Origin of the sequence: Ferdinandcohnia jepli (genome assembly GCF_047246645.1) — a bacterium.
Classification (GTDB): Bacteria; Bacillota; Bacilli; order Bacillales; family Bacillaceae_L; genus Ferdinandcohnia.
This window is the reverse complement of sequence record NZ_JBFOKR010000023.1, coordinates 47,218-73,767: the sequence shown is the minus strand read 5'-3', so window position 1 is coordinate 73,767 and position 26,550 is coordinate 47,218. Positions and strand designations below refer to the sequence as shown.

Below are 26,550 nucleotides of genomic sequence, written 5' to 3'. Positions count from 1 at the left end.
CCCTTTGAAGGGCTGGCCAGTAACGAAGGCTTTCAGCCGTAGAACAAACCACCCGTTTTCACGGGTGGTTATGATTTATTTTGAATTTGTCTGTAAAGAAAAAAACTTGACATCTAGTTGGCCAACCAGTAAACTATTTACATGTAAAGGTATTTCACTTAACAAGGGGGAGATACTATGCTTGAAAAAACAACGAGAATAAATTATCTATTTGATTTTTATCAGTCGTTGTTAACACCTAAGCAGAAGAGCTATATGTCTTTATATTATTTAGATGACTTTTCCCTTGGTGAAATAGCAGAAGAGTATCAGGTTAGTCGTCAAGCTGTTTATGATAACATCAAGCGTACAGAAACAATGCTTGAAGAGTATGAAGAAAAACTGTTACTATTTCAGAAATTTCAAGAGCGTCAAAAGCTGTTTGCAAAGCTTAAACGTCTATCTACAGAATATAAAGATAGCGAAGAGCTTGATGATGTGATACAGTTGCTTGAGAAATTAGAATAGGAGGCGGCAAAAATGGCATTTGAAGGATTAGCCGACCGACTGCAAGGTACATTACAAAAGATACGCGGTAAAGGAAAAGTATCAGAGTCAGATGTAAAAGAGATGATGCGAGAAGTTCGTCTTGCCCTTTTAGAAGCAGACGTTAACTTTAAGGTCGTCAAAGATTTTGTTAAACGTGTAAGTGAACGTGCTGTTGGACAAGAGGTAATGAAGAGTCTAACTCCAGGCCAACAAGTAATTAAGGTTGTCCAAGAAGAATTAACCGCACTTATGGGTGGAGAACAGAGTAAGATAGCTGTTGCTAAAAAACCTCCAACTGTTATTATGATGGTTGGTTTACAGGGTGCAGGTAAAACAACGACAACTGGTAAGCTCGCAAATTTACTACGAAAAAAACATAACCGAAAACCAATGCTAGTTGCTTCAGATATTTATAGACCTGCTGCAATTGATCAACTTCAAACCTTGGGTAAACAATTAAACATGCCTGTCTTCTCGTTAGGTGATCAGGTAAGTCCGGTTGAGATTGCAAAGCAAGCAATAGCCAAGGCAAAAGAAGAGCATCATGATTATGTACTCATTGATACGGCTGGTCGATTACATATTGACGAAGCACTCATGGATGAGTTAAAACAAGTCAAAGAAGTAGCGAATCCTGATGAAATCTTTTTAGTTGTTGATGCAATGACTGGTCAGGATGCAGTTAATGTTGCACAAAGTTTTAATGATTTGCTTGGTTTAACAGGTGTTGTTTTAACAAAACTTGATGGTGACACACGTGGTGGTGCTGCCTTATCTGTAAAAGCTGTTACGAATACACCGATTAAGTTTGTCGGTCTCGGAGAAAAACTTGATGCAATTGAACCATTCCATCCTGAAAGAATGGCTTCCCGAATTTTGGGAATGGGTGATGTTCTATCATTAATTGAAAAAGCTCAGAGCTCTGTTGATGAAGAAAAAGCTAGAGAGCTTGAAAAGAAGTTTAAGTCAGCTTCCTTTACATTTGATGATTTCCTTGATCAGTTAGCACAGGTACGTAAAATGGGGCCTCTTGATGAGATTCTAGGAATGTTACCGGGTGCAAACAAAATGAAGGGCCTTAAAAATGTTCAGGTTGATGATAAACAGATTGGTCATGTTGAAGCAATCATTCGTTCAATGACAAGAGCTGAACGAGAACAACCAGAAATCATTAATTCAAGTCGTAAAAAAAGAATCGCTAAGGGGAGCGGTCGTACTGTACAAGAAGTAAATCGCCTCTTAAAGCAATTTGAAGACATGAAAAAAATGATGAAGCAAATGACAAGCATGACTAAAGGTAAGAAAAAAGGGTTTAAATTCCCTTTTATGTAGGTTTTTAACAGGGGAACAACAGAATTTTAGCAAATCTGTTGTAGTAATTTTACCCAAATAGATGTATGTAAAGAAAAAACACTTTACAAACATAAATGTAGTTGCTAATATTATATCTTGTTGAAATATTTTCGGAGGTGCTATATAAAATGGCAGTAAAAATTCGTTTAAAGCGCATGGGAGCAAAAAAATCTCCTTTCTATCGTATTGTTGTAGCTGATTCTCGTTCACCACGTGATGGACGTCAAATCGAAACAGTAGGAACTTATAACCCAGTTGTTCAACCTGCAGAGGTTAAAATTGATGAAGAATTAGCATTAAAATGGTTACAAAATGGTGCAAAACCTTCTGATACAGTTCGTAACTTGTTCTCAAAACAAGGTATTATGGAAAAATTCCATAACGCTAAAAACAGCAAGTAATGGGTAATGTACAGATGAAAGAGTTAATTGAAACAATCGTAAAGCCACTTGTTGATCATCCTGAAGAAGTTACAGTCTCTGAAAACTCAGATGACCGTAATATCACATATTTTCTTACAGTTAACAAAGAAGATATGGGTAAGGTTATTGGAAAACAAGGTCGTGTGATTAAAGCGATCAGAACTGTTGTCTATGCAGCAGGAACTGGACATAATAAACGAATTCATCTAGAAATTAACGAATAAAAAAGAAAAGCGAAAGCGACCGTTAAGCGACGTACGGACTGCGGCCCTCACGATGAGGGTCACACAGACGTTGCCACAGGACGTGGCGTTCCTAGTCTGTGTTCTTTCCTGGAGGAGATAAAGGAAACACGATGAACGAAGTGAATCGATGTTGACTTATCGTACAGAAGGTGAGGGAAGTCTGCTAGTCGCTGGGAGCTGTAGCTAGACAATTTGAAAAAGCGGAAGCTGTTGAAAACTAGCTACGCAAGCGAAAAAAGGGAGAGGGTAACCTCCCCTTTTTTCTATAATTTCATTTATCCATAAGGTAGGTGTTCCTATGAAAATCTTACAAACGGTTGAGATTAAACAAGTTTTGACAGAGAATAGTAAAAAAACACTTATGGATTCATTTTTACATAATAAAGAGCAACTAGAAAAAGAATGTGATCAACTTCGTTTTGAATTCAAAAAAATGGAGAAGCTTAGAAAGTACAATCCTACTAAAATTAAATCTTACTTTGACAAAGAAATAGAGTATAGACAAGAAAAAATTAAGGGAATTGAGTTTCAAATAGAACAAATACATATGCTACCATTAGGTAGCGAAATTAAAGAGAAGGAAGTACAATCCCTTGTTGATGTGAATATTGGAGATAACTGGGATGAGTTAACCAAGGATCGAACAATCATTATTAAAGAAGGGATAGTAGACGATATACGATAGAGGTGATAGATGTATGGACAAATGGTATAACGTTGGGAAAATTGTAAATACCCACGGTATTAGAGGAGAATTGCGAATTATTTCTCGAACAGATTTCCCAGAGGAGAGGTATAAAGTAGGAAATAAGTTACATGTTTTTATGGATGATAAAGACCCTTTCGAAGTAGTTATTACATCACATAGAACACATAAAAATTTTAATCTTCTAACGTTTGACGGGTACGACAATGTAAATGATGTTGAGCCTTTTAAAGGTGGTATTTTAAAGGTGCATGAAAGTCAGTTAGGCGACCTGGAAGAAGGAGAATATTACTTCCACGAAATCATTGGCTGTACAGTAGTAACTGATACTGGTGAGGAACTTGGGGTAATAAAAGAGATTCTTACACCTGGTGCTAATGATGTATGGGTCGTTAAAGGTGAAAAAGGAAAAGAAATTTTAATTCCGTTCATTGACGAGATTGTAAAAGAGATAGACATCGAAGAAAAACGAATATTGATTCATCTTATGGAAGGACTAGTGTAAGATGAAAATTGATATATTAACTCTTTTTCCTAATATGTTCACTGGTGTATTGGGAGAGTCGATAATAAAAAAGGCTCAGGAAAAAGAAAAAGTGTCGTTTCGTATTGTTAATTTCCGTGACTATGCAGATAACAAGCATCAGAATGTTGATGATTATCCATATGGTGGTGGAGCCGGTATGGTATTAAGTCCTCAACCACTTTTTGATGCAGTTGAGGACTTAACCAAGGATACTGGAACAAAACCGAAGGTGATCTTGCTATGCCCTCAAGGAGTAAAATATACTCAAAAAAAAGCAGAAGAATTAGCAAATGAGGAACACTTAATATTCATTTGCGGTCACTACGAAGGTTATGATGAGCGGATTAGAGAACATCTAAGTACCGAAGAAATTTCGATTGGAGATTTCGTGTTAACTGGCGGTGAACTTGCAGCAATGGTTATCTCGGATAGTGTTGTACGCTTATTACCGGGTGTACTGGGTAATGAGGATTCACCTATTCTTGATTCCCATAGTAGTGGACTATTGGAACATCCACACTATACAAGGCCAGCAAACTTTCGAGGAATGGAAGTGCCAGAGGTTTTATTATCAGGTAATCATAAGCATATTGAGGAATGGCGTGAAAAGGAATCTCTTCGAAGAACTTATTTACGACGTCCGGATTTACTTGAGAAATATGACCTTTCAGAAAAACAGAAAATATGGTTAAAAGAATTTGATGCAAATAAAGAGTAACTATTGCAACATCATAGGGAATATGGTATTATACTCTTTGTGACTTGGGCAATATTGTCCAGTCTTATTAAGATGTTCCGCTGCAATTCTATATATTGGTAAGAGCATCTGTTGGAAGGAGTTGAAGAGACGATGCAACAATTAATTGAAGAAATCACAAAAGAACAATTAAGAACTGACCTTCCTGAGTTCCGTCCTGGTGATACTGTACGTGTACACGTAAAAGTTATCGAGGGTAACCGTGAGCGTGTTCAGGTTTATGAAGGTGTTGTGATTAAGCGTCGTGGTGGAGGAATCAGCGAAACATTCACTGTACGTAAGGTATCTTACGGTGTTGGTGTTGAACGTACATTCCCTGTGCATACACCTAAAATTGCGAAGCTTGAAGTAGTACGCCGCGGTAAAGTACGCCGTGCGAAATTATACTACCTACGCGAACTTCGTGGTAAAAAAGCACGTATTAAAGAAATCCGATAATAAAAAGAGAGGAGCTTGTATAAAATTAACAAGCTCCTTTTACTTTTTCTAAACTTTATATATATAATAGTAAGAAATACATACTATATTCTTAGTGAAATGATTACTAAATAGAAATTGTCAGTGGAGGGGCAAAGATGGCCAAACAAAAAAATGAACTTTGGGAATGGGTTAAAGCGTTAGCGATCGCTGTGATTTTAGCAGCTGTGATACGTTATTTTCTCTTTGCGCCGATTGTGGTTGATGGGCTATCAATGATGCCAACTCTTCATCATCAAGACCGGATGATTGTTAATAAAATTGGTTATAAAATTGGTGATCCAGCTCGATTTGATATTGTTGTGTTTCATGCTACTGTAGAAAAGGACTATATAAAGCGAATAATTGGCCTTCCAGGTGACCGTGTTGAGTACAAAAATGATGTTTTGTATATAAATGGAGAAGCTTATGAAGAGCCATATCTTGATGAATACAAGAAGAGCTTAATAGACGGGCCATTAACAGATCCATTTGTTATTGAAGAAGTTCCAGAAGGTCACTTATTTGTAATGGGGGATAATCGCCGTTATAGTAAGGATTCTCGTCATATAGGTCCAGTACCAATTGACGAAGTATTAGGCGAAACAAGTCTTATTTATTGGCCTCTTTCTGACTTTGGAATTGTTAAGTAAAAACATTTAGATGCAATCTACAAAACCGTAAAAGTTGGTGAGGATTATGACAATTCAATGGTTCCCAGGTCATATGGCAAAAGCAAGAAGACAGGTAACCGAAAAGCTTTCATTGATAGACATCGTTTTTGAACTAGTAGATGCAAGGGTACCTGCTGCTTCAAGGAATCCGATGATTGATGAGATAATAACAAACAAACCTAGACTTCTGCTTTTGAATAAAGCAGATATGGCAGACCCTAAAGTAACAAATGAATGGGTAGCACATTATAAACAAATTGGAATTCCAGCCTTGGCAATTGATTCTCAAGCTGGTGTTGGTATGAAGCAGATTGTCGCTGAGGCTAAAGTAATTCTGCAGGAAAAGTTTGACAAGATGGCAGCGAAAGGTATCAGGCCACGTGCAATTCGGGCATTAATTGTTGGAATTCCTAATGTCGGAAAATCTACTTTGATAAATCGTCTGGCAAAGAAAAACATTGCCCAAACTGGCGACCGTCCAGGCGTAACAAAAGCACAACAATGGATTAAAGTTGGAAAAGAATTAGAACTGTTAGATACTCCTGGTATTCTATGGCCAAAGTTTGAAGACCAAGAAGTTGGCTTGAAATTAGCGACAACCGGTGCAATTAAGGATACAATTCTTAATCTTCAAGATATTGCTGTGTATGCCTTGCGTTTTCTTCAAGAGAATTATCCTAATCGACTAAAAGAAAGATTTAATATAGAAGAGATCCCTGAGGACATTGTTGAAATATTTGACGAAATAGCAAAACTCAGAGGGTGTATGATGTCCGGTGGCTATCCGGATTATGATAAAACTGCAGAACTAATTATAAGAGAAATAAGGACAGAAAAATTAGGAAGGCTAACATTTGAAAAGCCAGAACTGAATATATGAAAATAAAGGCCGTGAATTACGGGCCTTTATTTTTTCTGTATCTTGCCGATAAAAAAGATAGAATACATGCAATAAAGGGTGGACAATATGGCACAGCTTACTATTAAACAGATTGAAGAAATCCTTTCTACGATTAAAAATCCAAATGATGAATTTATCAAAATCTGTCAGCTCGATGAGCGAAAAGGTGTACAAGTACTTTTACAACGATGGCAGAATAAAAGAGCGGAAGAGAGAGCTCTGGAACAACAGTTTCTCGAAATGAAGCAATATGAAGAGGAACTATATAAACAGGGCATTAAGCTTATCGCAGGGGTTGATGAGGTAGGTCGAGGTCCGTTGGCAGGACCAGTTGTTGCTGCGGCTGTTATTCTCCCGGAAGATTTCTATTTACCAGGATTAAATGATTCAAAAAAACTAACTGAAGCAAAAAAGGAAGAGTTTTTTAATCAAATTACCAATCAAGCAGTATCGATTGGAATTGGTATTATACCAGCAAAAACGATTGATGAGGTTAATATTTACGAAGCAACTAAACAAGCCATGAAAATGGCTGTACATAAACTTTCACCAAGGCCGAATCACCTTTTGGTAGACGCAATGAACATTCCAATAGATATACCTCAAACCTCTATCATTAAAGGTGACGCAAAGAGTATATCAATAGCTGCAAGTTCTGTAATTGCGAAGGTCACTAGAGACCGGTTAATGGTCAGACTTGGGATGGAATATCCGGAATATGGTTTTGGTAAAAATATGGGGTACGGTACAGCTTTTCACCTTGAAGCGATAAATGAACATGGTATCACTAGTGAGCATCGGAAATCATTTGCACCTGTTCGTGACGCAGCTAGTAAACAAAGAGGATAAAATATGCAAACGATTAATCTACTTCAGTTACTATTTCGAATGGATAGTATATATAAGGTAAATTCTCAAGAAAATGCAACAAAACAGAATGTAAAATCTAACCAGCATCCTTTAAAAAATCTTTTACATATGGAGGGTGAAAATCCAAAGGGGTCTATTCATGCTCATTCAGTAGCTCAAACTGATACGGTCGAGTTTACTTCGAATGACTCTGGACAATTGTACCATCAACAAGTATCAATTCCAGGTAATAGATCCTGTTCAAATATCAGCATCAAGTTTGCCGGAAAAAAGAAAAACAATGGGGAAATTGATGAGAACCATTACCATATTGTTTTTTCTTTACAACTTCAAAGACTAAAAGAAACGGTAATGGATGTACGTGTTCGGAATCGAGTTGTAACTATTACAATCTATAATAATTCCTCGAACATAGCAGACCTTGTTAACCAGCTACAGCCTAGTTTAAAGAGCGATTTAGAAAAACATTCATACAGCCTCTCAACTGTAAAGACTGTATTTTTTTCTAACGAATCTACGATGACAAATCAAATAAAAACAACAAGAGAAGTTCAAAGTGGGGTTGATTTTAAAGTATGAAAGATCCAAACATACATACGTTAAAAGCAGTCGCTTTGGCTTACGATGATAAGGTAGATACTGAGCCACGAGTTGTTGCTAAAGGGAAGGGTAATGTTGCTCAAAATATTATTGAACAAGCACAATCTCACAATATACCTATTAAAGAAGATAATGCTTTAGTAGAGTTGCTGGGAGAATTGCATGTGAATGAAAGTATTCCCGAAGATTTATACCGCGTTGTTGCAGAAATATTTGCCTTTATTTATAAAGTAGACCAAGAAATGAACAAAGAATAAAAACTTTGTTGGTATAATAAATTGGTCTTCTTTTTTTATGTTATTTAAGATTAAATGGTAGACAATCATTATATCATCCTATAAAATGAAAGCGCAGTCTATTTTTTTACGATTAGAATAACATAAAAAATTCTGATTGTAATAGAAACTTTCTATACGAAGATGTATAATAACATTTGGACTGACAAAGTTAACTTTATTCAGCAGAATTTTCCGCCTTTTTAGAGTTGTGATGATTATTATAAATTATACAATTCAGTAGTCGTTTAACCATAGTTGAATAAAGTTAAGGCCTCCGGCGGATGCATCAGATTTTAAATGGAAGTTTTTCGAGCAAGCTCGATAAAATCTGGGCAAATACGCCAAGGCGCAATTGATTATATTTTTTTACATAAGAATGGAGGATGGGAAATGAATATCCATGAGTATCAAGGAAAAGAAATCCTCAGAAAATACGGGGTAGCTGTTCCAAATGGTAAAGTTGCATTTACAGTGGATGAGGCTGTTGAAGCAGCAAAAGAACTTGGAACTGCAGTTTGTGTTGTAAAGGCTCAAATCCACGCAGGGGGCCGTGGTAAAGCTGGTGGTGTAAAAGTTGCTAAGAATCTTGAAGAAGTACGTACATACGCTAATGAGATTCTTGGTAAAACGTTAGTAACACACCAAACTGGACCAGAAGGTAAAGAGGTTAAACGTCTTCTAATTGAAGAGGGTTGTGATATTAAGAAAGAGTACTATATTGGTTTAGTACTAGATCGTGCAACTTCTCGTGTTGTATTAATGGCTTCTGAAGAAGGCGGTACGGAGATCGAAGAAGTAGCAGAGAAAACACCTGAGAAAATTTTTAAGGAAGTTATTGATCCAGTTGTTGGTTTACAAGCTTTCCAAGCTCGTAGAATCGCATTTAACATCAATATTCCAAAGGAATTAGTAGGTCAAGCTGTTAAATTCATGACTAGTCTATACAATGCATTTGTTGAAAAGGATTGTTCAATTGCAGAAATTAATCCATTAGTTGTGACTGGCGATGGAAAGGTAATGGCTTTAGATGCTAAGTTAAACTTCGATTCTAACGCTCTATATCGTCAGAAAGATATTTTAGAATATCGTGACCTTGAAGAAGAAGATCCAAAGGAAATCGAAGCTTCTAAATATGACTTAAGCTATATTTCACTTGATGGAAACATTGGATGTATGGTTAACGGTGCTGGTTTAGCAATGTCTACTATGGACATTATCAAACATTATGGCGGAGACCCGGCTAACTTCCTTGATGTTGGGGGCGGTGCTACTGCTGAGAAAGTAACTGAAGCCTTCAAAATCATTTTATCTGATAAAAATGTTAAAGGTATTTTTGTTAATATCTTTGGTGGAATTATGAAGTGTGATGTAATAGCTGAAGGTGTAGTGGAAGCTACTAAACAAGTAGGCTTGGAAATTCCTCTAGTAGTACGTCTTGAAGGTACTAATGTTGATTTAGGTAAAAAGATTCTTCAAGAATCTGGTCTTAATATAACTGCTGCTGAGTCTATGGCAGACGGCGCACAAAAAATCGTATCACTAGTAGGATAGAAAGGCAGGGGACAAACATGAGTGTTTTTATTAATAAAGATACAAAGGTAATTGTTCAAGGGATAACTGGTTCCACTGCGTTATTCCATACAAAACAAATGCTTGAATATGGTACAAAAATCGTTGGCGGTACTTCACCAGGTAAAGGTGGAAGCGAAGTAGAAGGTGTTCCAGTATTCAATACTGTAAAAGAGGCTGTTGAATCAACAGGTGCAAATGCGTCTGTTATCTATGTACCAGCACCATTTGCAGCGGATGCTATTTTAGAAGCAGTAGATGCAGAATTAGATTTAGTAATCTGTATTACTGAGCATATTCCTGTACTTGATATGGTAAAAGTAAAACGTTATATGGAAGGTAAAAAGACTCGTTTAGTGGGTCCTAACTGCCCAGGCGTTATTACACCAGAAGAATGCAAGATTGGTATTATGCCTGGATATATCCATCAAAAAGGCCACGTTGGGGTAGTTTCTCGTTCTGGAACGTTAACATACGAAGCAGTTCATCAATTATCACAAGCTGGTATTGGTCAATCAACTGCTGTTGGTATCGGCGGAGACCCTGTTAACGGCACAAACTTTATCGATGTTTTAAAGGCATTTAATGAAGATGAAGATACTTATGCAGTTATTATGATTGGTGAAATCGGTGGAACTGCTGAAGAAGAAGCTGCAGAGTGGGTAAAAGCTAATATGACTAAGCCGGTAGTTGGATTTATTGGCGGTCAAACTGCACCTCCAGGAAAGCGCATGGGCCACGCAGGTGCGATTATTTCTGGCGGTAAGGGTACTGCTGCTGAAAAAATTAAAACAATGAATGAATGTGGTATTAAGGTTGCAGAAACACCATCTGTAATGGGTGAAACTCTAATTTCTGTGTTACAAGAAAAAGGGTTATACGAACAGTGTAAAACTCATTAATTAATTTTTGCGAGGCAGTTCTCCATTAGGGGACTGTCTCTTTCTGCTATTTTAAAATAGGAGGCTTATATGGATCACACTAGAGAGAAATTAATACATTTACACCACTGTAGAGGAATAGGCTGGAAATCAATTTTACGTCTTCTACAGCTCGACCCCACACTTTCTACTATTAATAAATACCCTTCAAATTTCTTTGAAAAATATCTCTCCCTTTCTAAATATCAAGTTGAAATATTCTTAAAAGATTTGCATTCTGTTTCAATCCAAAGTATGCTAAAAAAATACAGTGCTACCAACATCAAGGTAATTACAGTTTTTGATGAAGAGTATCCAATCCAACTGAAACAAGTCTTTGATCCACCCTGGGTAATTTACGCTACAGGAAATCCACAAATTTTACATAACGAAAAACTTCTGAGTGTTGTTGGTTCTAGAATACCCTCAGATAAAAGTTTTAAAAGTATGGAAAAATTGTTGGTACCACTTATTAAAGAAAATTGGAGTATCGTCAGCGGCCTAGCCAGAGGAATTGATACGATGGCACATCAATTAGCGATATCAAATGGTGGGAAGACAGTTGCTGTTATTGCGGGAGGACTTAACCATGTATATCCCAGGGAAAACAAGGAGCTTGCACTAAATATACAAAAAAATCATATACTTATTTCCGAGTACCCTCCCAATATGAGACCGGAAAAGTGGCAATTTCCAATGCGTAACAGAATCATTAGTGGATTATCCAAGGGAACCTTAGTGATAGAGGCTAAGGAAAAGAGTGGATCACTCATTACGGCTGATCAGGCACTACAACAAGGAAGAGAAGTGTTCGCAGTCCCTGGATCTATTCTCGAAGAAACAAGTCGTGGTACAAATAAACTAATACAATCTGGAGCTAAATTAGTATTATCAAGTGAAGATATATTGTCAGAAATTCATATTTCAAGGAAAAATAATTCAAAATAAAGTATAAAAATAATAATAACAGTTTGACAAACTGTGCATGATTATTTAATAATAGGTAGGATTTATTATAATTGGAAATTTATTTTACCTCTTAAGGAGGAAGTATTACATGTCGGACTATTTAGTCATTGTTGAATCACCAGCAAAAGCAAAAACAATTGAAAGATATTTAGGGAAAAAATATAAAGTAAAAGCCTCAATGGGACATATTAGAGATCTCCCTAGAAGTCAAATGGGTGTAGATGTAGAAAAACATTTTGAACCAAAGTATATAACTATTCGTGGCAAGGGTCCTGTATTAAAGGAACTTAAATCTGCTGCTAAAAAAGCAAAGAAAGTATATCTCGCAGCTGACCCGGATCGTGAAGGGGAAGCAATTGCATGGCATTTAGCTCACAGCTTAGATTTAGATTATACATCTGACTGTCGTGTCGTATTTAATGAGATAACAAAGGATGCTATAAAAGAATCGTTTAAACATCCACGACCAATAAATATGGATTTAGTAGACGCTCAACAAGCTAGACGTATTCTTGACAGATTAGTAGGCTATAATATTAGCCCTCTCTTATGGAAAAAGGTTAAAAAAGGGCTAAGCTTTGGAAGAGTGCAAACTGTTGCGGTACGATTAATTATCGAACGAGAAAAAGAGATACAAAAATTTATACCAGAAGAGTACTGGACAATCAAAGCCGATTTTCTTAAAGAGAAGACTCAGTTTGAAGCTCAATTTTATGGTGTCGATGGGAAAAAGGTTGAGTTAAAGAGTGAAGAGGAAGTTAAAGACATCCTTAGTAGCATTGAAGGGAATTCTTTTACGATTACTTCTGTTACAAAGAAAGAACGAAAAAGAAATCCTGCTCCGCCTTTTATAACTTCTTCTTTACAACAAGAAGCAGCAAGAAAATTGAATTTCAGAGCAAAGAAGACCATGATGTTAGCTCAGCAATTATACGAGGGAATTGACCTTGGTAAGGATGGTACAGTTGGTTTAATCACCTACATGCGTACAGATTCAACGAGGATCTCCGATACAGCTGTAGAAGAATCATCACAGTATATCACCCAAGCTTATGGTAAAGAATTTTTAAATGATACAAAACGAAAAGAGAAGAAGAATGCGAATACTCAAGATGCTCACGAAGCAATTCGTCCTACTTCTGTATTAAGAGAACCAAATAGTTTAAAAGAGTTTCTAAGTAGAGACCAACTTCGATTATATAAATTAATTTGGGAGCGTTTCGTTGCAAGTCAGATGGCTTCTGCTATTTTAGATACAATGAGTGTAGACCTTAATAATGGTAATGTTGTCTTTCGTGCAACTGGTTCTAAAGTGAAATTCCCAGGATTTATGAAGGTTTATGTTGAAGGGAATGACGATAACGAAGAAGAAAAGGAAAAAATGTTACCTGACTTACAGGAAGGTGACAATGTGTTTTCCAAAGATATCGATTCAAAGCAACATTTTACACAACCTCCACCAAGATATACCGAGGCGCGCTTAGTAAGAACTCTTGAAGAATTAGGGATTGGAAGACCATCTACATTTGCCCCAACTCTCGATACAATTCAAAAAAGAGGATATGTATCTCTTGATAACAAGCGTTTTGTTCCAACTGAACTTGGAGAAATTATGTTGGAGCTTACTTTAGAGTTTTTCCCAGAGATTCTAGATGTAGAATTTACAGCCAAGATGGAGAGCAGTCTAGATGAAGTGGAAGATGGAAAAATTGAGTGGGTAAATATTATTGATGAATTTTACAGTGATTTTGAGAAACGCTTATTACGAGCAGAAGCAGAAATGAAGGAAGTCGAAATTAAAGATGAACCAGCAGGAGTAGACTGTGAAAACTGCGGACATCCAATGGTATTTAAAATGGGACGATACGGTAAATTTATGGCTTGTTCTAATTTCCCAGATTGTCGGAACACAAAACCAATTGTGAAAGAAATAGGAGTTCCTTGTCCAAAATGTGAAAAAGGGAATATAGTTGAAAGAAAAAGCAAAAAGAAACGAATTTTTTATGGTTGCGATCAGTTTCCAGAATGTGATTTTCTATCTTGGGATAAACCACTACCAAGAAAATGTCCAAAATGTGAAGGTTTGCTAGTTGAAAAGAAACTCAAAAAAGGTATTCAAGTTCAATGCGTAAATTGTGATTACAAAGAAGAACCTCAAAAATAGCAAAGTACTTGAAGTGGAAAGTTGACTTTTTCTTACCTTTAATAAAAAGTGGTGAGCATTTTAGTTGCTCACCATTTTTCCTTTTTATATGATTAGGTGGATTGAGTCGGTATACTATAAAAGTTTTATATACAATGTCACATAAACTCTCAGACACAATTCAGAATTTTATAAAAAAATTAAAAAATTTGTTTGCAAGGGCTACTGAATTATGATACTATTTAGTAGCCCTTGTGAGGTGAAAATAATGGAAAATGTGAACAAATCATTACAATCATTCAAAGAATATTTACAAATTGAGAAAAATTATTCAGAATATACTATTGTCCATTATGAACAGTCTATACAAGATTTTATAACATTTATGAATCAACAAAATCTCTTGAATCTCTCAGATGTTTCATATTCAGATGTACGTTTGTATCTTACGGAGCTTTATAACAAACAATATGCTAGACGTACTGTTGCGAAAAAGATATCTTCTTTACGAAGTTTCTACCAGTATCTTCTAAAGGAAAAAAGTGTATCTGAAAACCCATTTACACTTGTATCGCTTCCTAAGAGGGAGCACAGACTCCCACATTTTTTATATGAGGAAGAATTACAGAAACTTTTTGAGGTATCTGATACAACGTCAAGCTTAGGTCAACGCGATCAAGCCCTTTTAGAGATTTTATATGCAACCGGGATTCGTGTTAGTGAATTGTGTAAGCTTACACTTCAGGATATTGACTTTTCGTTTGGGACTATTTTTGTACATGGTAAAGGAAACAAACAACGGTACGTACCATTTGGTAGTTATGCTGAACAAGCAATAAATACATATATTTCGGATGGTCGTAATAAGCTGCTTGAAAAATCTTCAGTACATACAAACAATTTGTTTTTAAATTTTCGGGGTGGACCACTTACAACAAGAGGAGTTCGACTAATCCTAAATAATATGATTAAGAATACTTCTACTACAATACATATAAGTCCCCATGTACTTCGACATACATTTGCAACACATATGTTGAATGAGGGCGCTGATATGAGGTCAGTACAAGAACTTCTTGGTCATGAAAACCTATCTTCTACTCAGATATATACTCACGTAACAAAAGATCATTTGCGTAAAATTTATATGTCCTCACATCCACGTGCATAAGGAGGTAATTAAATTACATGTCTAATTTTCATGCAACAACGATATTTGCCGTAAAACATAAAGGAAGGTCTGCTATGGCAGGCGATGGTCAAGTAACGTTTGGTAATGCAGTAGTAATGAAACATACTGCTAGAAAAGTGCGTAAGCTTTTTCAAGGAAGAGTAATTGCTGGATTTGCAGGTTCTGTAGCAGATGCATTTACTCTCTTTGAAATGTTTGAAGGACGATTAGAAGAATTTAACGGGAACCTACAAAGGGCTGCAGTGGAACTAGCGAAAGAATGGAGAAGCGACAAAGTTCTTCGAAAACTAGAAGCTATGTTAATTGTGATGAATGAGAAGGATCTACTCCTCATATCTGGTACAGGTGAAGTAATAGAACCAGATGACGGTATATTGGCAATTGGATCCGGAGGAAATTATGCTCTTTCTGCTGGCCGTGCTTTGAAGAAATATTCAGGAGAACACCTAACTGCCCCTGAAATTGCAAAGGCTGCATTGGAAATAGCTAGTGAGATTTGTGTGTATACAAATGAAAATATTATAGTTGAAGAACTTTAGGGAGGGGATTACAGTTGAAGACAAATCTGACTCCGAGACAGATCGTTGAGAAATTGGATCAATATATTATTGGACAAAATCAGGCGAAAAAGGCAGTTTCAGTTGCCCTTCGTAATCGTTATCGTAGAAGTCTTCTTAATGAAAAGTTAAGAGATGAAATTGTACCTAAAAATATCCTTATGATTGGACCAACTGGTGTAGGTAAAACGGAAATTGCACGTAGACTTGCTAAGTTGGTAGGTGCTCCATTTATAAAGGTAGAGGCAACTAAGTTTACTGAAGTAGGATATGTTGGTCGTGATGTTGAGTCGATGGTTCGAGACCTTGTTGAAACTTCAGTCCGACTTGTAAAAGAAGAGAAGATGGTAGATGTTAAAGAGAGAGCTCAAGATAATGCGAATAAGAGAATTGTTGACTTGCTTGTTCCGAGCTCCAAGAAGCAATCAACCTACAAAAATCCTCTTGAAATGTTGTTCGGAGGAAATACCTCTTCAGAAACTGAACAGGAAAGCACTACTGAAGAAGAAAGTGTAAGTGAACGTAGAAGGAAAATGGCGCACAAGCTAGCATTAGGAGAGATTGAGGATCATTATGTTACTGTAGAGGTTGAAGAACAGCAGGCATCTATGTTTGATATGCTTCAAGGTTCCGGTATGGAACAAATGGGCATGAATATGCAAGATGCGTTGAGTAGTTTAATGCCTAAAAAACGTAAGAAACGTAAACTAACTGTTAAAGAAGCTAGAAAGGTATTAACAAACGAAGAGGCTGCTAAATTAATCGATATGGACGAGGTCACTCAAGAGGCAATTTCAAGAGCTGAACAGTCTGGGATTATTTTTATAGATGAGATTGACAAAGTTGCAGGAAAAAGTCAGAATTCATCTTCAGCTGATGTTTCAAGAGAAGGAGTTCAACGGGATATTTTACCAATCGTTGAGGGTTCCACTGTTGTTACAAAATATGGTTCTGTTAAAACTGATCATATGTTATTTATCGCTGCTGGTGCTTTCCATATGTCGAAACCATCAGATTTAATACCAGAATTACAGGGGCGTTTTCCGATTCGTGTTGAGTTAACGAAACTAACTGTTGATGATTTTTATCGAATTCTAGTTGAACCTGATAATGCTTTATTGAAACAATATTCTGCATTATTAGAAACAGAAGGTATACAACTTGAATTTTCTGACGATGCTATTCGTAAGATAGCTGAAGTTGCTTTCCAAGTTAACCAAGACACCGATAACATTGGTGCACGTAGACTACATACAATCCTGGAGCGTTTATTGGAAGATTTATCTTTTGAAGCCCCGGATATCACAATGGAAAAGATTACAATCACACCACAATATGTAGATGAGAAACTTAGCACAATCGTAAAAAATAAAGATTTAAGTCAATTTATTTTGTAAGTTAATCAGGAGGAATAGTAAAACATGCCATTATTAGAGAGAACAAGAAAGATTAATGCTATGCTGCAAAATGCAGCTGGTAAGCCAGTAAACTTCAAGGAGATGTCAGAAACACTACGTGATGTAATCGGAGCGAATATTTTCCTATTAAGTCGTCGTGGAAAGCTTCTTGGTTTTGCTATCAATCAACAGATTGAAAACGAGAGAATGAAGAAAATGCTTGAAGATCGTCAATTCCCAGAGGAGTATACTCAAAGCTTGTTCAATATTAAGGAGACTTCTTCAAACCTTGATGTTGATAGCGACTATACTGCTTTCCCTATCGAGAACAAAGAATTATTTAAGAGTGGTTTAACTACAATCGTTCCAATTATTGGTGGCGGTGAAAGATTAGGTACTCTAATACTTTCTAGACTTGATGAATCTTTTGAAAACGATGATTTAATTCTTGCTGAATATGGTGCTACTGTAGTTGGGATGGAAATTCTTCGTGAAAAAGCTGAAGAAATTGAAGATGAGGCTAGAAGCAAAGCTGTTGTTCAAATGGCGATTAGTTCACTTTCGTATAGTGAATTTGAAGCAATCGAACACATTTTTGAAGAACTTAATGGTAATGAAGGACTTCTAGTAGCAAGTAAAATTGCTGATCGCGTAGGAATTACTAGGTCTGTAATTGTTAATGCACTAAGAAAACTTGAGAGTGCGGGAGTAATTGAGTCACGTTCGTTAGGTATGAAAGGAACTTACATTAAAGTACTTAACGATAAATTCCTAGTTGAATTAGAAAAACTTAAATCAAACTAAGAGTAAAAAAGAAGATGGGACATAGCCCATCTTCTTTTTTTGCGTACAAAATATTCATCAAACGTTCTAGTGGTAATATTTTATCCTATACGAGCAAATCTTTTGTTCCTATAATAATATGTGAGTTGATGTAGAATTTAGGTCTGATATGTCTATTATTGTAAAATAATAGTGAAACTTGACGCATACCTCACTATAATTAAGGTATATATTCATGTGATAAAAGAACTATATTGTCGAAATATGTGATATTTTCACCCAAGCTTCATAGACAGATAGTATTTATTTCATTAAAATAATAAATAGCTAACACCATTCGATATATATATTCGACAAATGTAGAATTTTTGTGGGGGATTCGATGAAACTTTTTTCAAATACTATTAATTCGCTTGAAAGAGCATTAGATTTTTCAACCTTAAGGCAAAAGACTATTTCCAATAATATAGCTAATATCGATACGCCAAATTTCAAGGCTAAGGATGTCAGTTTTAAAAATGTATTAGCAAAAGAAGTAGATAGCCAAATGCTGGCCAATCGAACTAGTAATAAGCATATCGAATTTTCTAAATCAAATCGTGTAAGTTCCCAGCTGTTTACTAAGACTGATACGGCCTATAACCATAATGGGAATAATGTAGACATAGATAAAGAAATGGCTTCTTTAGCAGAGAATCAAATATATTACAACGCTGTTACTGAAAGAATAAGTGGCAAATTTAACTCGTTGAAAACAGTTATTAAAGGAGGAAACTAAGTATGACAATCTTCCATAGTCTTAATACAAGTGCTTCTGCATTGACAGCAGGTAGATTACGTATGGATGTTATCTCTTCAAATATGGCGAATGTCGATACTACCCGAGGCAAGATGGTAAATGGAGAATGGCAACCGTATACAAGAAAGATGGTTGTTCAACAGCAACAAGGAGCTAGTTTTTCCTCTCATCTCTCGAAAGCTATGAATCAATCAACTGTTGGTACAGGTGTTAAGGTAGCAGGTATTGTTGAAGACAACGCTCCTTTTCAACTTGTATATAATCCTGATCATCCTGATGCAAATGAAGAAGGTTATGTTGAACTTCCAAATGTAGATCCTTTAAAGGAAATGGTCGACCTTATTAGTGCTACAAGATCATATGAAGCAAATGTAACAGTATTTAATGCATCAAAAGGTATGTTAATGAAAGCATTAGAAATCGGAAAATAGGTGATAGTCAATGATTGATAAAGTAAATATATCTACTCAACAAGTCTTTTTGAAGCCGGCGTTACAGCCTAAAACGGCTAGTGAGGCTCAAAAGGAATTTAGTAGTTTCCTTAAAGATGCGTTAAATAATGTAAACGAAGCACAACATACTTCAGACAAAATGACAGAAAAGCTAATTAATGGTGAAAATGTTGATTTGCACCAGGTTATGATAGCTTCAGAAAAAGCTAGTGTGTCGCTGCAGGCAACACTTCAAATAAGAAATAAGGTAATTGAAGCCTATCAAGAAATTATGAGAATGCAGGTTTAATTTTTTTCTACTATTAAAACTAACTAGTTACTTAGGGGCATGATATGAAAGAGAACGTGAATTTATATAAAACGAAACTAGTAGAATTTTGGAAATCTCAATCAAGCTTCCAAAAATCAATGATAATTGGGTTACCACTTCTATTAATTTTTATCATTTCAATAACTGTTATCCTGACAACTAAATCAACACTTGTTCCTTTGTATAGTAATCTATCTCCTCAAGAAACCGGGCAAATTAAAGCGACTCTTGATTCCAGAGGTATTCAATCTGAGATTGCTGACAACGGAACAACAATTAAAGTACCGGAAGAAGTAGTGGAGACTTTAATGGTTGAGCTTGCGGCTGATGGAATTCCGTCAAGTGGTAATATAGATTATTCTTTCTTTGGCCAAAATGCAGGTTTTGGTATGACCGATAATGAGTTTAACATGCTAAAGCTTGAATCTACTCAAACTGAACTTGCAAACCTTATGAAGGGTATTGAAGGGATAAACGATGCTAAAGTAATGATCAGTTTGCCGAGTGACGGTATTTTCGTATCAGATGCAAAAACTGAAGCTTCTGCATCTATTGTCCTTAATACGAAACCGGGATATAAATTTGATCAACAACAAATTAAATCTTTATATCACTTAGTATCAAAAAGTATTCCAAACCTTCCTACTGATAATATCGTCATTACAAACCAATATTTTGAGTACTTTGATCTCGAAAGTGAAGAAAGTTTTTCTGCAGTTGGAACTGTAGCTTCACAGCTTGAATTAAAACGGGAAATTGAAAAAGATATTCAAAGACAAGTTCAACAAATGTTAGGTACGATGATGGGCCCTGAAAAAGTGGTTGTTTCGGTGACTACCGATATCGATTTTTCACAAGAAAATAGACAAGAAAACTTAGTTACACCTGTAGACCCTGAAAACATGGAAGGTATTGAAATTAGTGTGGAACGAATCACTGAAACCTTTACCGGAGAAGGAGCTGGGGCAGGTGGGGTTGTCGGGACAGGAGAAACGGATGTTCCAACTTATGCAGCAGATGGACAAGCGGGTAATGGTGATTATGAAAGAATTGAAGAACGAGTTAATAAGGATGTTAACCGTATTACAAGGGATATTGTAGAGGCCCCTTATAAGATAAGAGATTTGGGGATTCAAGTAATGGTAGAAGCGCCAGATCCAAAAGATAGTGCTTCATTACCGGAAGATCGAGTAGAAGATATTGAAAAGATACTAAGTACGATTGTTAGAACGAGTATTAATCAAGATCAATCTGCTGATGTTCTTACTGAAGAAGATTTACAGGACAAAATAGTCGTTTCTGTTCAGGAGTTTAATGGTAAAGCTATGACGACTTCAGAACCTACTGTTACTTCTATTCTTCCTATTTGGATCTACATTGTTGGTGGAATATTAGTGTTGGTAATTCTTGTTTTAATCTTCTTATTCTTACGCAGGAAGAAAGATAAGGAAGAAGTAATATCAGAAGAACTTCAAACTGAAGAATTATTCTTTACTCAAATTCCAGATGTAAATGAAGAAAAAGAATCTGAAACTACTGTAAGAAGAAAGCAACTAGAAAAATTAGCGAAAGATAAGCCTGAGGATTTTGCGAAATTATTACGAACCTGGCTAGCAGATGAATAGGGGGTATAGAGATGGCGAAGAGAGACAATCAATATGAACTATCTGGAAAACAAAAGGCAGCCATACTCTTAATCTCATTAGGGCCAGATGTTTCTGCATCTGTATATAAGCACCTTTCTGAGGAAGAAATTGAAAAATTAACATTAGAAATATCTGGAGTGCGCAAGGTTGAAGCTAGTACGAAGGAACATATTATGGAAGAGTTTCACCAAATAGCTATTGCGCAAGATTATATAACCCAGGGTGGAATTGGGTATGCGAAGACAGTACTTGAAAAAGCACTCGGTCAAGAACAAGCAAGCGCAATTATTAACCGATTAACTTCTTCCCTTCAGGTAAAACCGTTTGATTTTGCACGAAAGGCAGATCCAGGACAAATATTAAACTTTATTCAAAATGAACATCCACAAACTATTGCTTTAATTCTTTCATATCTTGACTCAGCTCAGGCTGCACAAATCCTATCTGAGCTACCACAGGATGTTCAAGCCGATATCGCGAGAAGGATTGCAGTTATGGATCGTACCTCTCCAGAAATTATTAATGAAGTAGAGCAAATTCTGGAACGTAAACTATCTGCAACAGTAACGCATGATTATACGCAAACTGGCGGTATTGAAGCAGTTGTTGAGGTTTTAAACGGAGTTGATCGTGCAACAGAACGCACCATTTTAGATGCTCTTGAGATTCAGGATCCTGAATTAGCTGAGGAAATTAAAAAGCGCATGTTTGTATTTGAAGATATTGTTACTCTTGACAACCGTGCAATTCAAAGAGTTATTCGTGATGTTGAAAATGAAGACTTAATGCTTTCTATGAAAGTTGCTAGTGAAGAAGTTAAGGAAATTGTCTTTAAAAATATGTCTAAACGTATGGTTGAAACCTTTAAAGAGGAAATGGAGTTTATGGGTCCTGTAAGGTTGCGAGATGTTGAAGAAGCTCAGACACGTATTGTTACAGTGATTAGAAGACTTGAAGAGGCAGGAGAAATTGTCATCGCACGCGGTGGAGGAGATGATATTATTGTCTAATATTATTAAGTCCGCTAGCACATTACAAGATTCTAAGAAGAGAGTTATAGAATTAAGAATGCTCCAACAAACTGGAACTGTTCTTGAGGAAGAGATAGTAGATCCTGATGTCACCTCTCAATCTATTATTGAGAATGCTAAAAAGCAAGCTGCCCAAATTGTTGAGGAAGCAATTAGTTACTCGAATACAATCAGACAACAGGTTCTTCAAGAAAAAAGTGATTGGGAAGTGGAGAAGCAACGGTTGCATAAGCAAATAATAGAGGAAGCTTATGAAACCGGAATTTTAGAAGGTAGAAGTGACGGTTATAAAGAGTATGAAAATATATTAGCTGAAGCTAGAGAAATTATAGAAACAGCTAAAAAGGATTATGAAGAATATTTACATTCATCTGAAGAGGCTATCCTTCAACTGGCAATCCGGGTGTCTGAAAAAATACTAGCTTCTCACTTGAAGAGTGAACCGAGCGATTTTATCTTTCTAGTGAAGAATGCGCTGAAAGAGGTTAAAGAGCATTCGCAAATTAAAATCTATGTGAGTCCTCAGTATTACCAATTCGTAGTAAGTCAAAAACAAGAATTACTTGCAATACTAACAAGGGAAACTGATATCTTTATCTACCCCCAAGAGGAATTAGGTGATACCCATTGTGTCATTGAATCTTCTTTTGGGAAAATTGATGCAAGTATTGATAGTCAACTTTTAGAAGTGAAAGAAAAGCTACTTGCACTTCTAATGGAGGAATAGTGTTGAAAGCAATAGAGTTACTTGACGAAATTAATTCAATAGATTCCTTTAAGCGATTTGGTAAGGTGTCGAGGGTTGTAGGCTTGATGATCGAATCACGTGGACCGGAGTGCTCTATTGGGGACCTTTGCTATATATATGTCGGTTTAAAGCACAAAAGAAGTATACAGGCCGAAGTAGTTGGCTTTAGAGATGAACATGTTATCCTTATGCCATTTTCCAATGTTAAGGATATTTCTCCCGGAAGTATTGTGGAAGCTACTGGTAAGCCCCTTGATATCAAAATTGGTCCTGGGTTACTAGGGAAAGTTCTTGATCCTCTGGGATTACCATTAGACGGAAGTGCATTACCTAGAGGTTTATCCACAGTACCAACGGAACAAGAGCCACCTAACCCATTACTCCGTCCGCCGATTCATGAACCAATTGAAGTCGGAGTTAAAATGATAGACAGTTTGTTAACGGTTGGAAAAGGTCAACGTGTGGGTATATTTGCTGGGAGTGGTGTGGGGAAGAGTACCTTGATGGGGATGATTGCACGGAACACCACTGCAGATATTAACATCATTGCTCTAGTAGGTGAGCGCGGGAGAGAGGTTCGTGAGTTCATCGAAAATGATTTAGGAGAAGAGGGGCTAAAAAGATCAATTCTAGTAGTAGCAACCTCTGATCAACCTGCTCTTCTTAGAATAAAAGCGGCAATGACAGCAACTGCAATTGCCGAATACTTCAGAGATAAAGGTTTAGACGTTATGTTTATGATGGATTCTGTGACTCGTGTAGCAATGGCGAGTAGAGAAATTGGCTTAGCGATAGGAGAACCTCCTACAACTAAAGGGTACACACCAAGTGTATTCACAACACTTCCAAAGCTTCTTGAGAGAACGGGGACAAACCAGAATGGTTCTATAACAGCTTTCTATACGGTCCTAGTTGATGGTGATGATATGAATGAACCAATTGCAGACACAGTAAGAGGAATACTTGACGGGCACTTTGTATTGGATCGCAGTCTAGCTAATAAAGGGCAATATCCAGCGATTAATGTTCTGAAAAGTATCAGCCGTGTTATGAATCAAATTGTTTCTAATGAACATCGAACATATGCGGAAAAAGTTCGTGGAACCTTAGCCACATATATAAGCTCAGAGGATTTAATAAATATTGGTGCATATAAAAGAGGTTCTTCGATTGAAGTAGACGAAGCAATACGCTATTATCCTAAAATTATTTCTTTTCTACGTCAACGTACAGACGAAAAAGTCACGTTTGAAGAAAGTATACAAATGCTTACAATGCTTGCTGAAAAAGGTGAATGATCCAAATGAGTTATCAATTTAAGTTTCAAAAGGTCCTATCCATTAAGGAAAATGAAAAAAATCAGGTATTGGCGGACTACAAAACATCTGTCAAAGAATTCGAAGAGGTAGCAGAAGCCTTATATGAATCCCTAAAAAAGAAAGAGACTCTGGAAGAAAATCAAAGGCAACAACTTACAAACGGATTATCAATTCACAGTATTCGTCATCAGCAATATTTTATCTCTGGGTTAGAAAAAACCATTATGTACTATCAACAGTTAGTAATTAAAGCTCGTCAAAAAATGCAGCAACTTCAAGCATTGGTTACAGAAAAGAATATTGAAGTGAAAAAATACGAGATTATGAATGAAAAGGAATTTTCAATCTACGAAGGACAGCTTAAATTACAAGAAAATCAAATCATGGACGAAATCTCAATTCAACAATATTTGAACAGAGGAAAATAGGTGCTGAAATGGAAACAACCGAAAAAGAATATAACAAACTTCAATGGTTTCTATTCGTCGTTCTTATACCAACTCTATTTACACTACTAGTAGTTGTTGTATTACTGTCTGTGGCTGGATTTAATCCAATTGGAACCATAAAAGAATATGCAGAGAAGACACCCTTACTGTCAAATTTATTTGACAAAAAAGGGTCTGATATACAGACCGATACTGAAAATCTCAAGGTAACTATTGGAAAACTGGAAACCGAAATAAATACAAAACAAGATGAAATTACAAAGCTTGAAAACGAGCTGGATACTAAAGTTGATGAAATAAAGACATTACAGCAAGAAATTGAAGTGCTTTCTAATGAGATAGTTGCACTTCAAGAAGAAAAGCTCACAAAAACAAAAACAAATGAAGAAATGAAACAATTATATGAACTTATGTCACCGAAAAATGCTGCATTAATTATTCCAAAATTGAATGAGCTAGAGGCGAAGGATATTTTATCTAGTTTAGAAACAGAAACGCTTGCGGAAATACTTGAAAAAATGTCGCCAGAGGATGCTGCTAGATACACAGAATTACTTACTAAATAACTAAACTCATCTATACTGCCTAACATTTGAAAGGAGGTGAAAATAGTGGGGATGATGGCAAATTTGGATATGACAAATGACATGACGATAAAAGCTGTTTCTACAAGAAATAAGGTAACTAACGATAGCTTAATTAGTAAAAGTGGCAACTCGTTTCGTGAAAAACTTGGATTATTGTTGGAAGAGAGTAATCTATCGTCTTTGAGTGATTCTGATGCACCACCAACTAATAGTGACCTTTCTCTAGAGTTAGCTGAATATCTTCAAAAAGAGGAATTACCTCCTAATGAACAAGTTAAACAATTACTTGAAGTGCTCGTAAAAGTTAAGAACGTGGATGAAAATTATGATGAAGAAGATATGAATTTAGTCGTACCTGATTTTATTATTCAAATAAGTAACTTCATATCTAATTTAAAAGAAGGTAGTCTACAACTTAACCAAATAAGCGATAAGCATGAATTAATTGGTTTACTTTTAGTTGTTACTAAATTTACAGATAGCGAGATTTCTGAAGAATCTATAGGTAAAATACAAAAATTATTGACTCAACTAAAAGAGTTTGTCTCAGAGTCTTTGCCGCAAATTAAAAGCAAACAAAGTAATGAATCAACAAATAACGATTTAGATATAAAAGCAATGAAAGTAATGTCTGAGTTAATCCGAAATCTTGAAACAAAACTTGGCGATCACCAAAAAACTGAGACTCAAGGTAACCGTCAGCAATATTTACAAGGGGTTCATTCAAGGTATTTCACGATCCCAAGAGGTTTGGAAAATCCTACAGCTGTCATAACTGAAAAATTAATACAAAAGACTAGTAATACAAATCAAGTTACAACAACTACGCCGGAAACAGTTCTTGTAAATGATACGTTACCTAATCAGATGCCGAAAATCCAGCAGTTCACGTTATTTGTGGAGCAAAATGCTAAGCAAATGCCTAACCAGGAACAGTTTATCAAACAGTTTCAAAATATTCTTGCTCGAAGTAACTTTGTAAATGGAACCGGAAACCAAAAACTATTCATTAATCTTTACCCTGAGCATCTTGGTTCATTACGTATTGAAATACTGCAAAGTGAAAATGGATTAATAGCAAGAATTATGGCATCTACGAGTCAAGCTAAGGAGTTAGTGGAGTCACAGCTTTCAAGTTTAAAGCAGTCGTTTATCATGCAGAATATTTCAGTAGAAAAAATTGAAATAACAAATCAACAGCTTTTCCAAAGTGAAAGAAGCTTACAAAGAGATGCTGAACAACAAAAACAGCAAACTCCACAGCAAAAGGATGACAGGGACAATCATGATGTTAATGAAGAAGAATCCTTTAGTTCTACTCTTTTGGACGAATTGCTGAATATTGAAGTATAGGTGGTGAAAG

At 36.1% G+C, this 26,550-nt stretch carries 31 protein-coding genes; all 31 read left to right on the top strand.

From position 1 onward, the window contains the following. Nucleotides 1–177: 177 nt before the first annotated feature. Nucleotides 178–507 carry a putative DNA-binding protein gene (locus AB3M96_RS20710; protein WP_412969510.1) on the top strand — a complete coding sequence of 110 codons (330 nt, stop codon included), beginning with the start codon at nt 178–180 and terminating at the stop codon, nt 505–507. A gap of 12 nt (nt 508–519) precedes the next feature. After that, nucleotides 520–1,860: a signal recognition particle protein gene (gene ffh / locus AB3M96_RS20705; protein WP_412969509.1), complete on the top strand. Its 1,341-nt coding sequence runs from the start codon at nt 520–522 to the stop codon at nt 1,858–1,860. A 149-nt stretch (nt 1,861–2,009) separates the two neighbouring features. Beyond that, nucleotides 2,010–2,282 carry a 30S ribosomal protein S16 gene (rpsP, locus tag AB3M96_RS20700; RefSeq protein ID WP_412969508.1) on the top strand — a complete coding sequence of 91 codons (273 nt, stop codon included), beginning with the start codon at nt 2,010–2,012 and terminating at the stop codon, nt 2,280–2,282. 14 nt (nt 2,283–2,296) lie between these two features. Continuing rightward, a complete protein-coding gene (locus AB3M96_RS20695; protein ID WP_412969507.1) occupies nt 2,297–2,527 on the top strand; it encodes a KH domain-containing protein in 231 nt (76 codons plus the stop codon). A 319-nt stretch (nt 2,528–2,846) separates the two neighbouring features. Next, nucleotides 2,847–3,233 (top strand): YlqD family protein, encoded by a 387-nt coding sequence (locus AB3M96_RS20690; RefSeq protein WP_412969506.1) that lies wholly within the window; start codon nt 2,847–2,849, stop codon nt 3,231–3,233. 13 nt (nt 3,234–3,246) lie between these two features. Continuing rightward, nucleotides 3,247–3,759, top strand: a complete 513-nt coding sequence (rimM, locus tag AB3M96_RS20685) for a ribosome maturation factor RimM (RefSeq protein WP_412969505.1) — start codon at nt 3,247–3,249, stop codon at nt 3,757–3,759. A 1-nt stretch (nt 3,760) separates the two neighbouring features. Beyond that, entirely contained in the window at nt 3,761–4,498 is a 738-nt protein-coding gene (gene trmD, locus AB3M96_RS20680; RefSeq protein ID WP_412969504.1) for a tRNA (guanosine(37)-N1)-methyltransferase TrmD, read from the top strand. A 132-nt stretch (nt 4,499–4,630) separates the two neighbouring features. Further along, nucleotides 4,631–4,975, top strand: coding sequence for a 50S ribosomal protein L19 (gene rplS, locus AB3M96_RS20675; protein ID WP_412969503.1), 345 nt, complete (start codon nt 4,631–4,633; stop codon nt 4,973–4,975). A gap of 137 nt (nt 4,976–5,112) precedes the next feature. Next, a complete protein-coding gene (gene lepB / locus AB3M96_RS20670; RefSeq protein ID WP_412969502.1) occupies nt 5,113–5,646 on the top strand; it encodes a signal peptidase I in 534 nt (177 codons plus the stop codon). A 46-nt stretch (nt 5,647–5,692) separates the two neighbouring features. After that, nucleotides 5,693–6,547, top strand: a complete 855-nt coding sequence (gene ylqF / locus AB3M96_RS20665; RefSeq protein ID WP_412969501.1) for a ribosome biogenesis GTPase YlqF — start codon at nt 5,693–5,695, stop codon at nt 6,545–6,547. Between the two features lie 87 nt (nt 6,548–6,634). Beyond that, nucleotides 6,635–7,417, top strand: a complete 783-nt coding sequence (gene rnhB / locus AB3M96_RS20660; protein WP_412969500.1) for a ribonuclease HII — start codon at nt 6,635–6,637, stop codon at nt 7,415–7,417. A 3-nt stretch (nt 7,418–7,420) separates the two neighbouring features. Continuing rightward, entirely contained in the window at nt 7,421–8,017 is a 597-nt protein-coding gene (locus AB3M96_RS20655) for a hypothetical protein (protein ID WP_412969499.1), read from the top strand. Continuing rightward, complete coding sequence (locus AB3M96_RS20650; protein WP_412969498.1) at nt 8,014–8,295, top strand: EscU/YscU/HrcU family type III secretion system export apparatus switch protein; 282 nt, start codon at nt 8,014–8,016, stop codon at nt 8,293–8,295. Before AB3M96_RS20655 ends, AB3M96_RS20650 begins: the two co-directional genes overlap by 4 nt. Before the next feature lie 411 nt (nt 8,296–8,706). Beyond that, on the top strand, nt 8,707–9,867 hold the full coding sequence (sucC, locus tag AB3M96_RS20645) for an ADP-forming succinate--CoA ligase subunit beta (protein WP_412969497.1): 1,161 nt from the start codon (nt 8,707–8,709) through the stop codon (nt 9,865–9,867). Between the two features lie 17 nt (nt 9,868–9,884). Then, nucleotides 9,885–10,787, top strand: coding sequence for a succinate--CoA ligase subunit alpha (gene sucD / locus AB3M96_RS20640; protein WP_412969496.1), 903 nt, complete (start codon nt 9,885–9,887; stop codon nt 10,785–10,787). Between the two features lie 69 nt (nt 10,788–10,856). Further along, the gene (gene dprA / locus AB3M96_RS20635) at nt 10,857–11,753 is read left to right on the top strand and encodes a DNA-processing protein DprA (protein ID WP_412969495.1); all 897 of its coding nucleotides are present in this window, start codon (nt 10,857–10,859) and stop codon (nt 11,751–11,753) included. Between the two features lie 109 nt (nt 11,754–11,862). Further along, entirely contained in the window at nt 11,863–13,938 is a 2,076-nt protein-coding gene (topA, locus tag AB3M96_RS20630; RefSeq protein WP_412969494.1) for a type I DNA topoisomerase, read from the top strand. A gap of 247 nt (nt 13,939–14,185) precedes the next feature. Continuing rightward, on the top strand, nt 14,186–15,088 hold the full coding sequence (gene xerC / locus AB3M96_RS20625) for a tyrosine recombinase XerC (protein WP_412969493.1): 903 nt from the start codon (nt 14,186–14,188) through the stop codon (nt 15,086–15,088). A 17-nt stretch (nt 15,089–15,105) separates the two neighbouring features. Further along, complete coding sequence (gene hslV, locus AB3M96_RS20620; RefSeq protein WP_412969492.1) at nt 15,106–15,648, top strand: ATP-dependent protease subunit HslV; 543 nt, start codon at nt 15,106–15,108, stop codon at nt 15,646–15,648. A 14-nt stretch (nt 15,649–15,662) separates the two neighbouring features. Beyond that, complete coding sequence (gene hslU, locus AB3M96_RS20615) at nt 15,663–17,063, top strand: ATP-dependent protease ATPase subunit HslU (protein WP_412969491.1); 1,401 nt, start codon at nt 15,663–15,665, stop codon at nt 17,061–17,063. A 24-nt stretch (nt 17,064–17,087) separates the two neighbouring features. Continuing rightward, entirely contained in the window at nt 17,088–17,867 is a 780-nt protein-coding gene (gene codY, locus AB3M96_RS20610; protein ID WP_412969490.1) for a GTP-sensing pleiotropic transcriptional regulator CodY, read from the top strand. 361 nt (nt 17,868–18,228) lie between these two features. After that, nucleotides 18,229–18,624 (top strand): flagellar basal body rod protein FlgB, encoded by a 396-nt coding sequence (gene flgB / locus AB3M96_RS20605; RefSeq protein ID WP_412969489.1) that lies wholly within the window; start codon nt 18,229–18,231, stop codon nt 18,622–18,624. Nucleotides 18,625–18,626: 2 nt separating this feature from the next. After that, entirely contained in the window at nt 18,627–19,076 is a 450-nt protein-coding gene (flgC, locus tag AB3M96_RS20600) for a flagellar basal body rod protein FlgC (protein ID WP_412969488.1), read from the top strand. A 10-nt stretch (nt 19,077–19,086) separates the two neighbouring features. Beyond that, a complete protein-coding gene (gene fliE / locus AB3M96_RS20595; protein ID WP_412969487.1) occupies nt 19,087–19,386 on the top strand; it encodes a flagellar hook-basal body complex protein FliE in 300 nt (99 codons plus the stop codon). A 44-nt stretch (nt 19,387–19,430) separates the two neighbouring features. Continuing rightward, entirely contained in the window at nt 19,431–21,032 is a 1,602-nt protein-coding gene (gene fliF, locus AB3M96_RS20590) for a flagellar basal-body MS-ring/collar protein FliF (protein ID WP_412969486.1), read from the top strand. An 11-nt stretch (nt 21,033–21,043) separates the two neighbouring features. Continuing rightward, nucleotides 21,044–22,063 carry a flagellar motor switch protein FliG gene (gene fliG / locus AB3M96_RS20585; protein WP_412969485.1) on the top strand — a complete coding sequence of 340 codons (1,020 nt, stop codon included), beginning with the start codon at nt 21,044–21,046 and terminating at the stop codon, nt 22,061–22,063. Beyond that, nucleotides 22,056–22,811, top strand: a complete 756-nt coding sequence (gene fliH / locus AB3M96_RS20580) for a flagellar assembly protein FliH (protein WP_412969484.1) — start codon at nt 22,056–22,058, stop codon at nt 22,809–22,811. Before fliG ends, fliH begins: the two co-directional genes overlap by 8 nt. A gap of 2 nt (nt 22,812–22,813) precedes the next feature. Further along, complete coding sequence (gene fliI / locus AB3M96_RS20575; RefSeq protein ID WP_412969483.1) at nt 22,814–24,130, top strand: flagellar protein export ATPase FliI; 1,317 nt, start codon at nt 22,814–22,816, stop codon at nt 24,128–24,130. A 5-nt stretch (nt 24,131–24,135) separates the two neighbouring features. After that, nucleotides 24,136–24,579: a flagellar export protein FliJ gene (gene fliJ, locus AB3M96_RS20570; protein WP_412969482.1), complete on the top strand. Its 444-nt coding sequence runs from the start codon at nt 24,136–24,138 to the stop codon at nt 24,577–24,579. Between the two features lie 8 nt (nt 24,580–24,587). Further along, nucleotides 24,588–25,166 (top strand): MotE family protein, encoded by a 579-nt coding sequence (locus AB3M96_RS20565; RefSeq protein ID WP_412969481.1) that lies wholly within the window; start codon nt 24,588–24,590, stop codon nt 25,164–25,166. Between the two features lie 51 nt (nt 25,167–25,217). Then, nucleotides 25,218–26,540, top strand: a complete 1,323-nt coding sequence (locus tag AB3M96_RS20560; RefSeq protein ID WP_412969512.1) for a flagellar hook-length control protein FliK — start codon at nt 25,218–25,220, stop codon at nt 26,538–26,540. Nucleotides 26,541–26,550 lie beyond the last annotated feature (10 nt).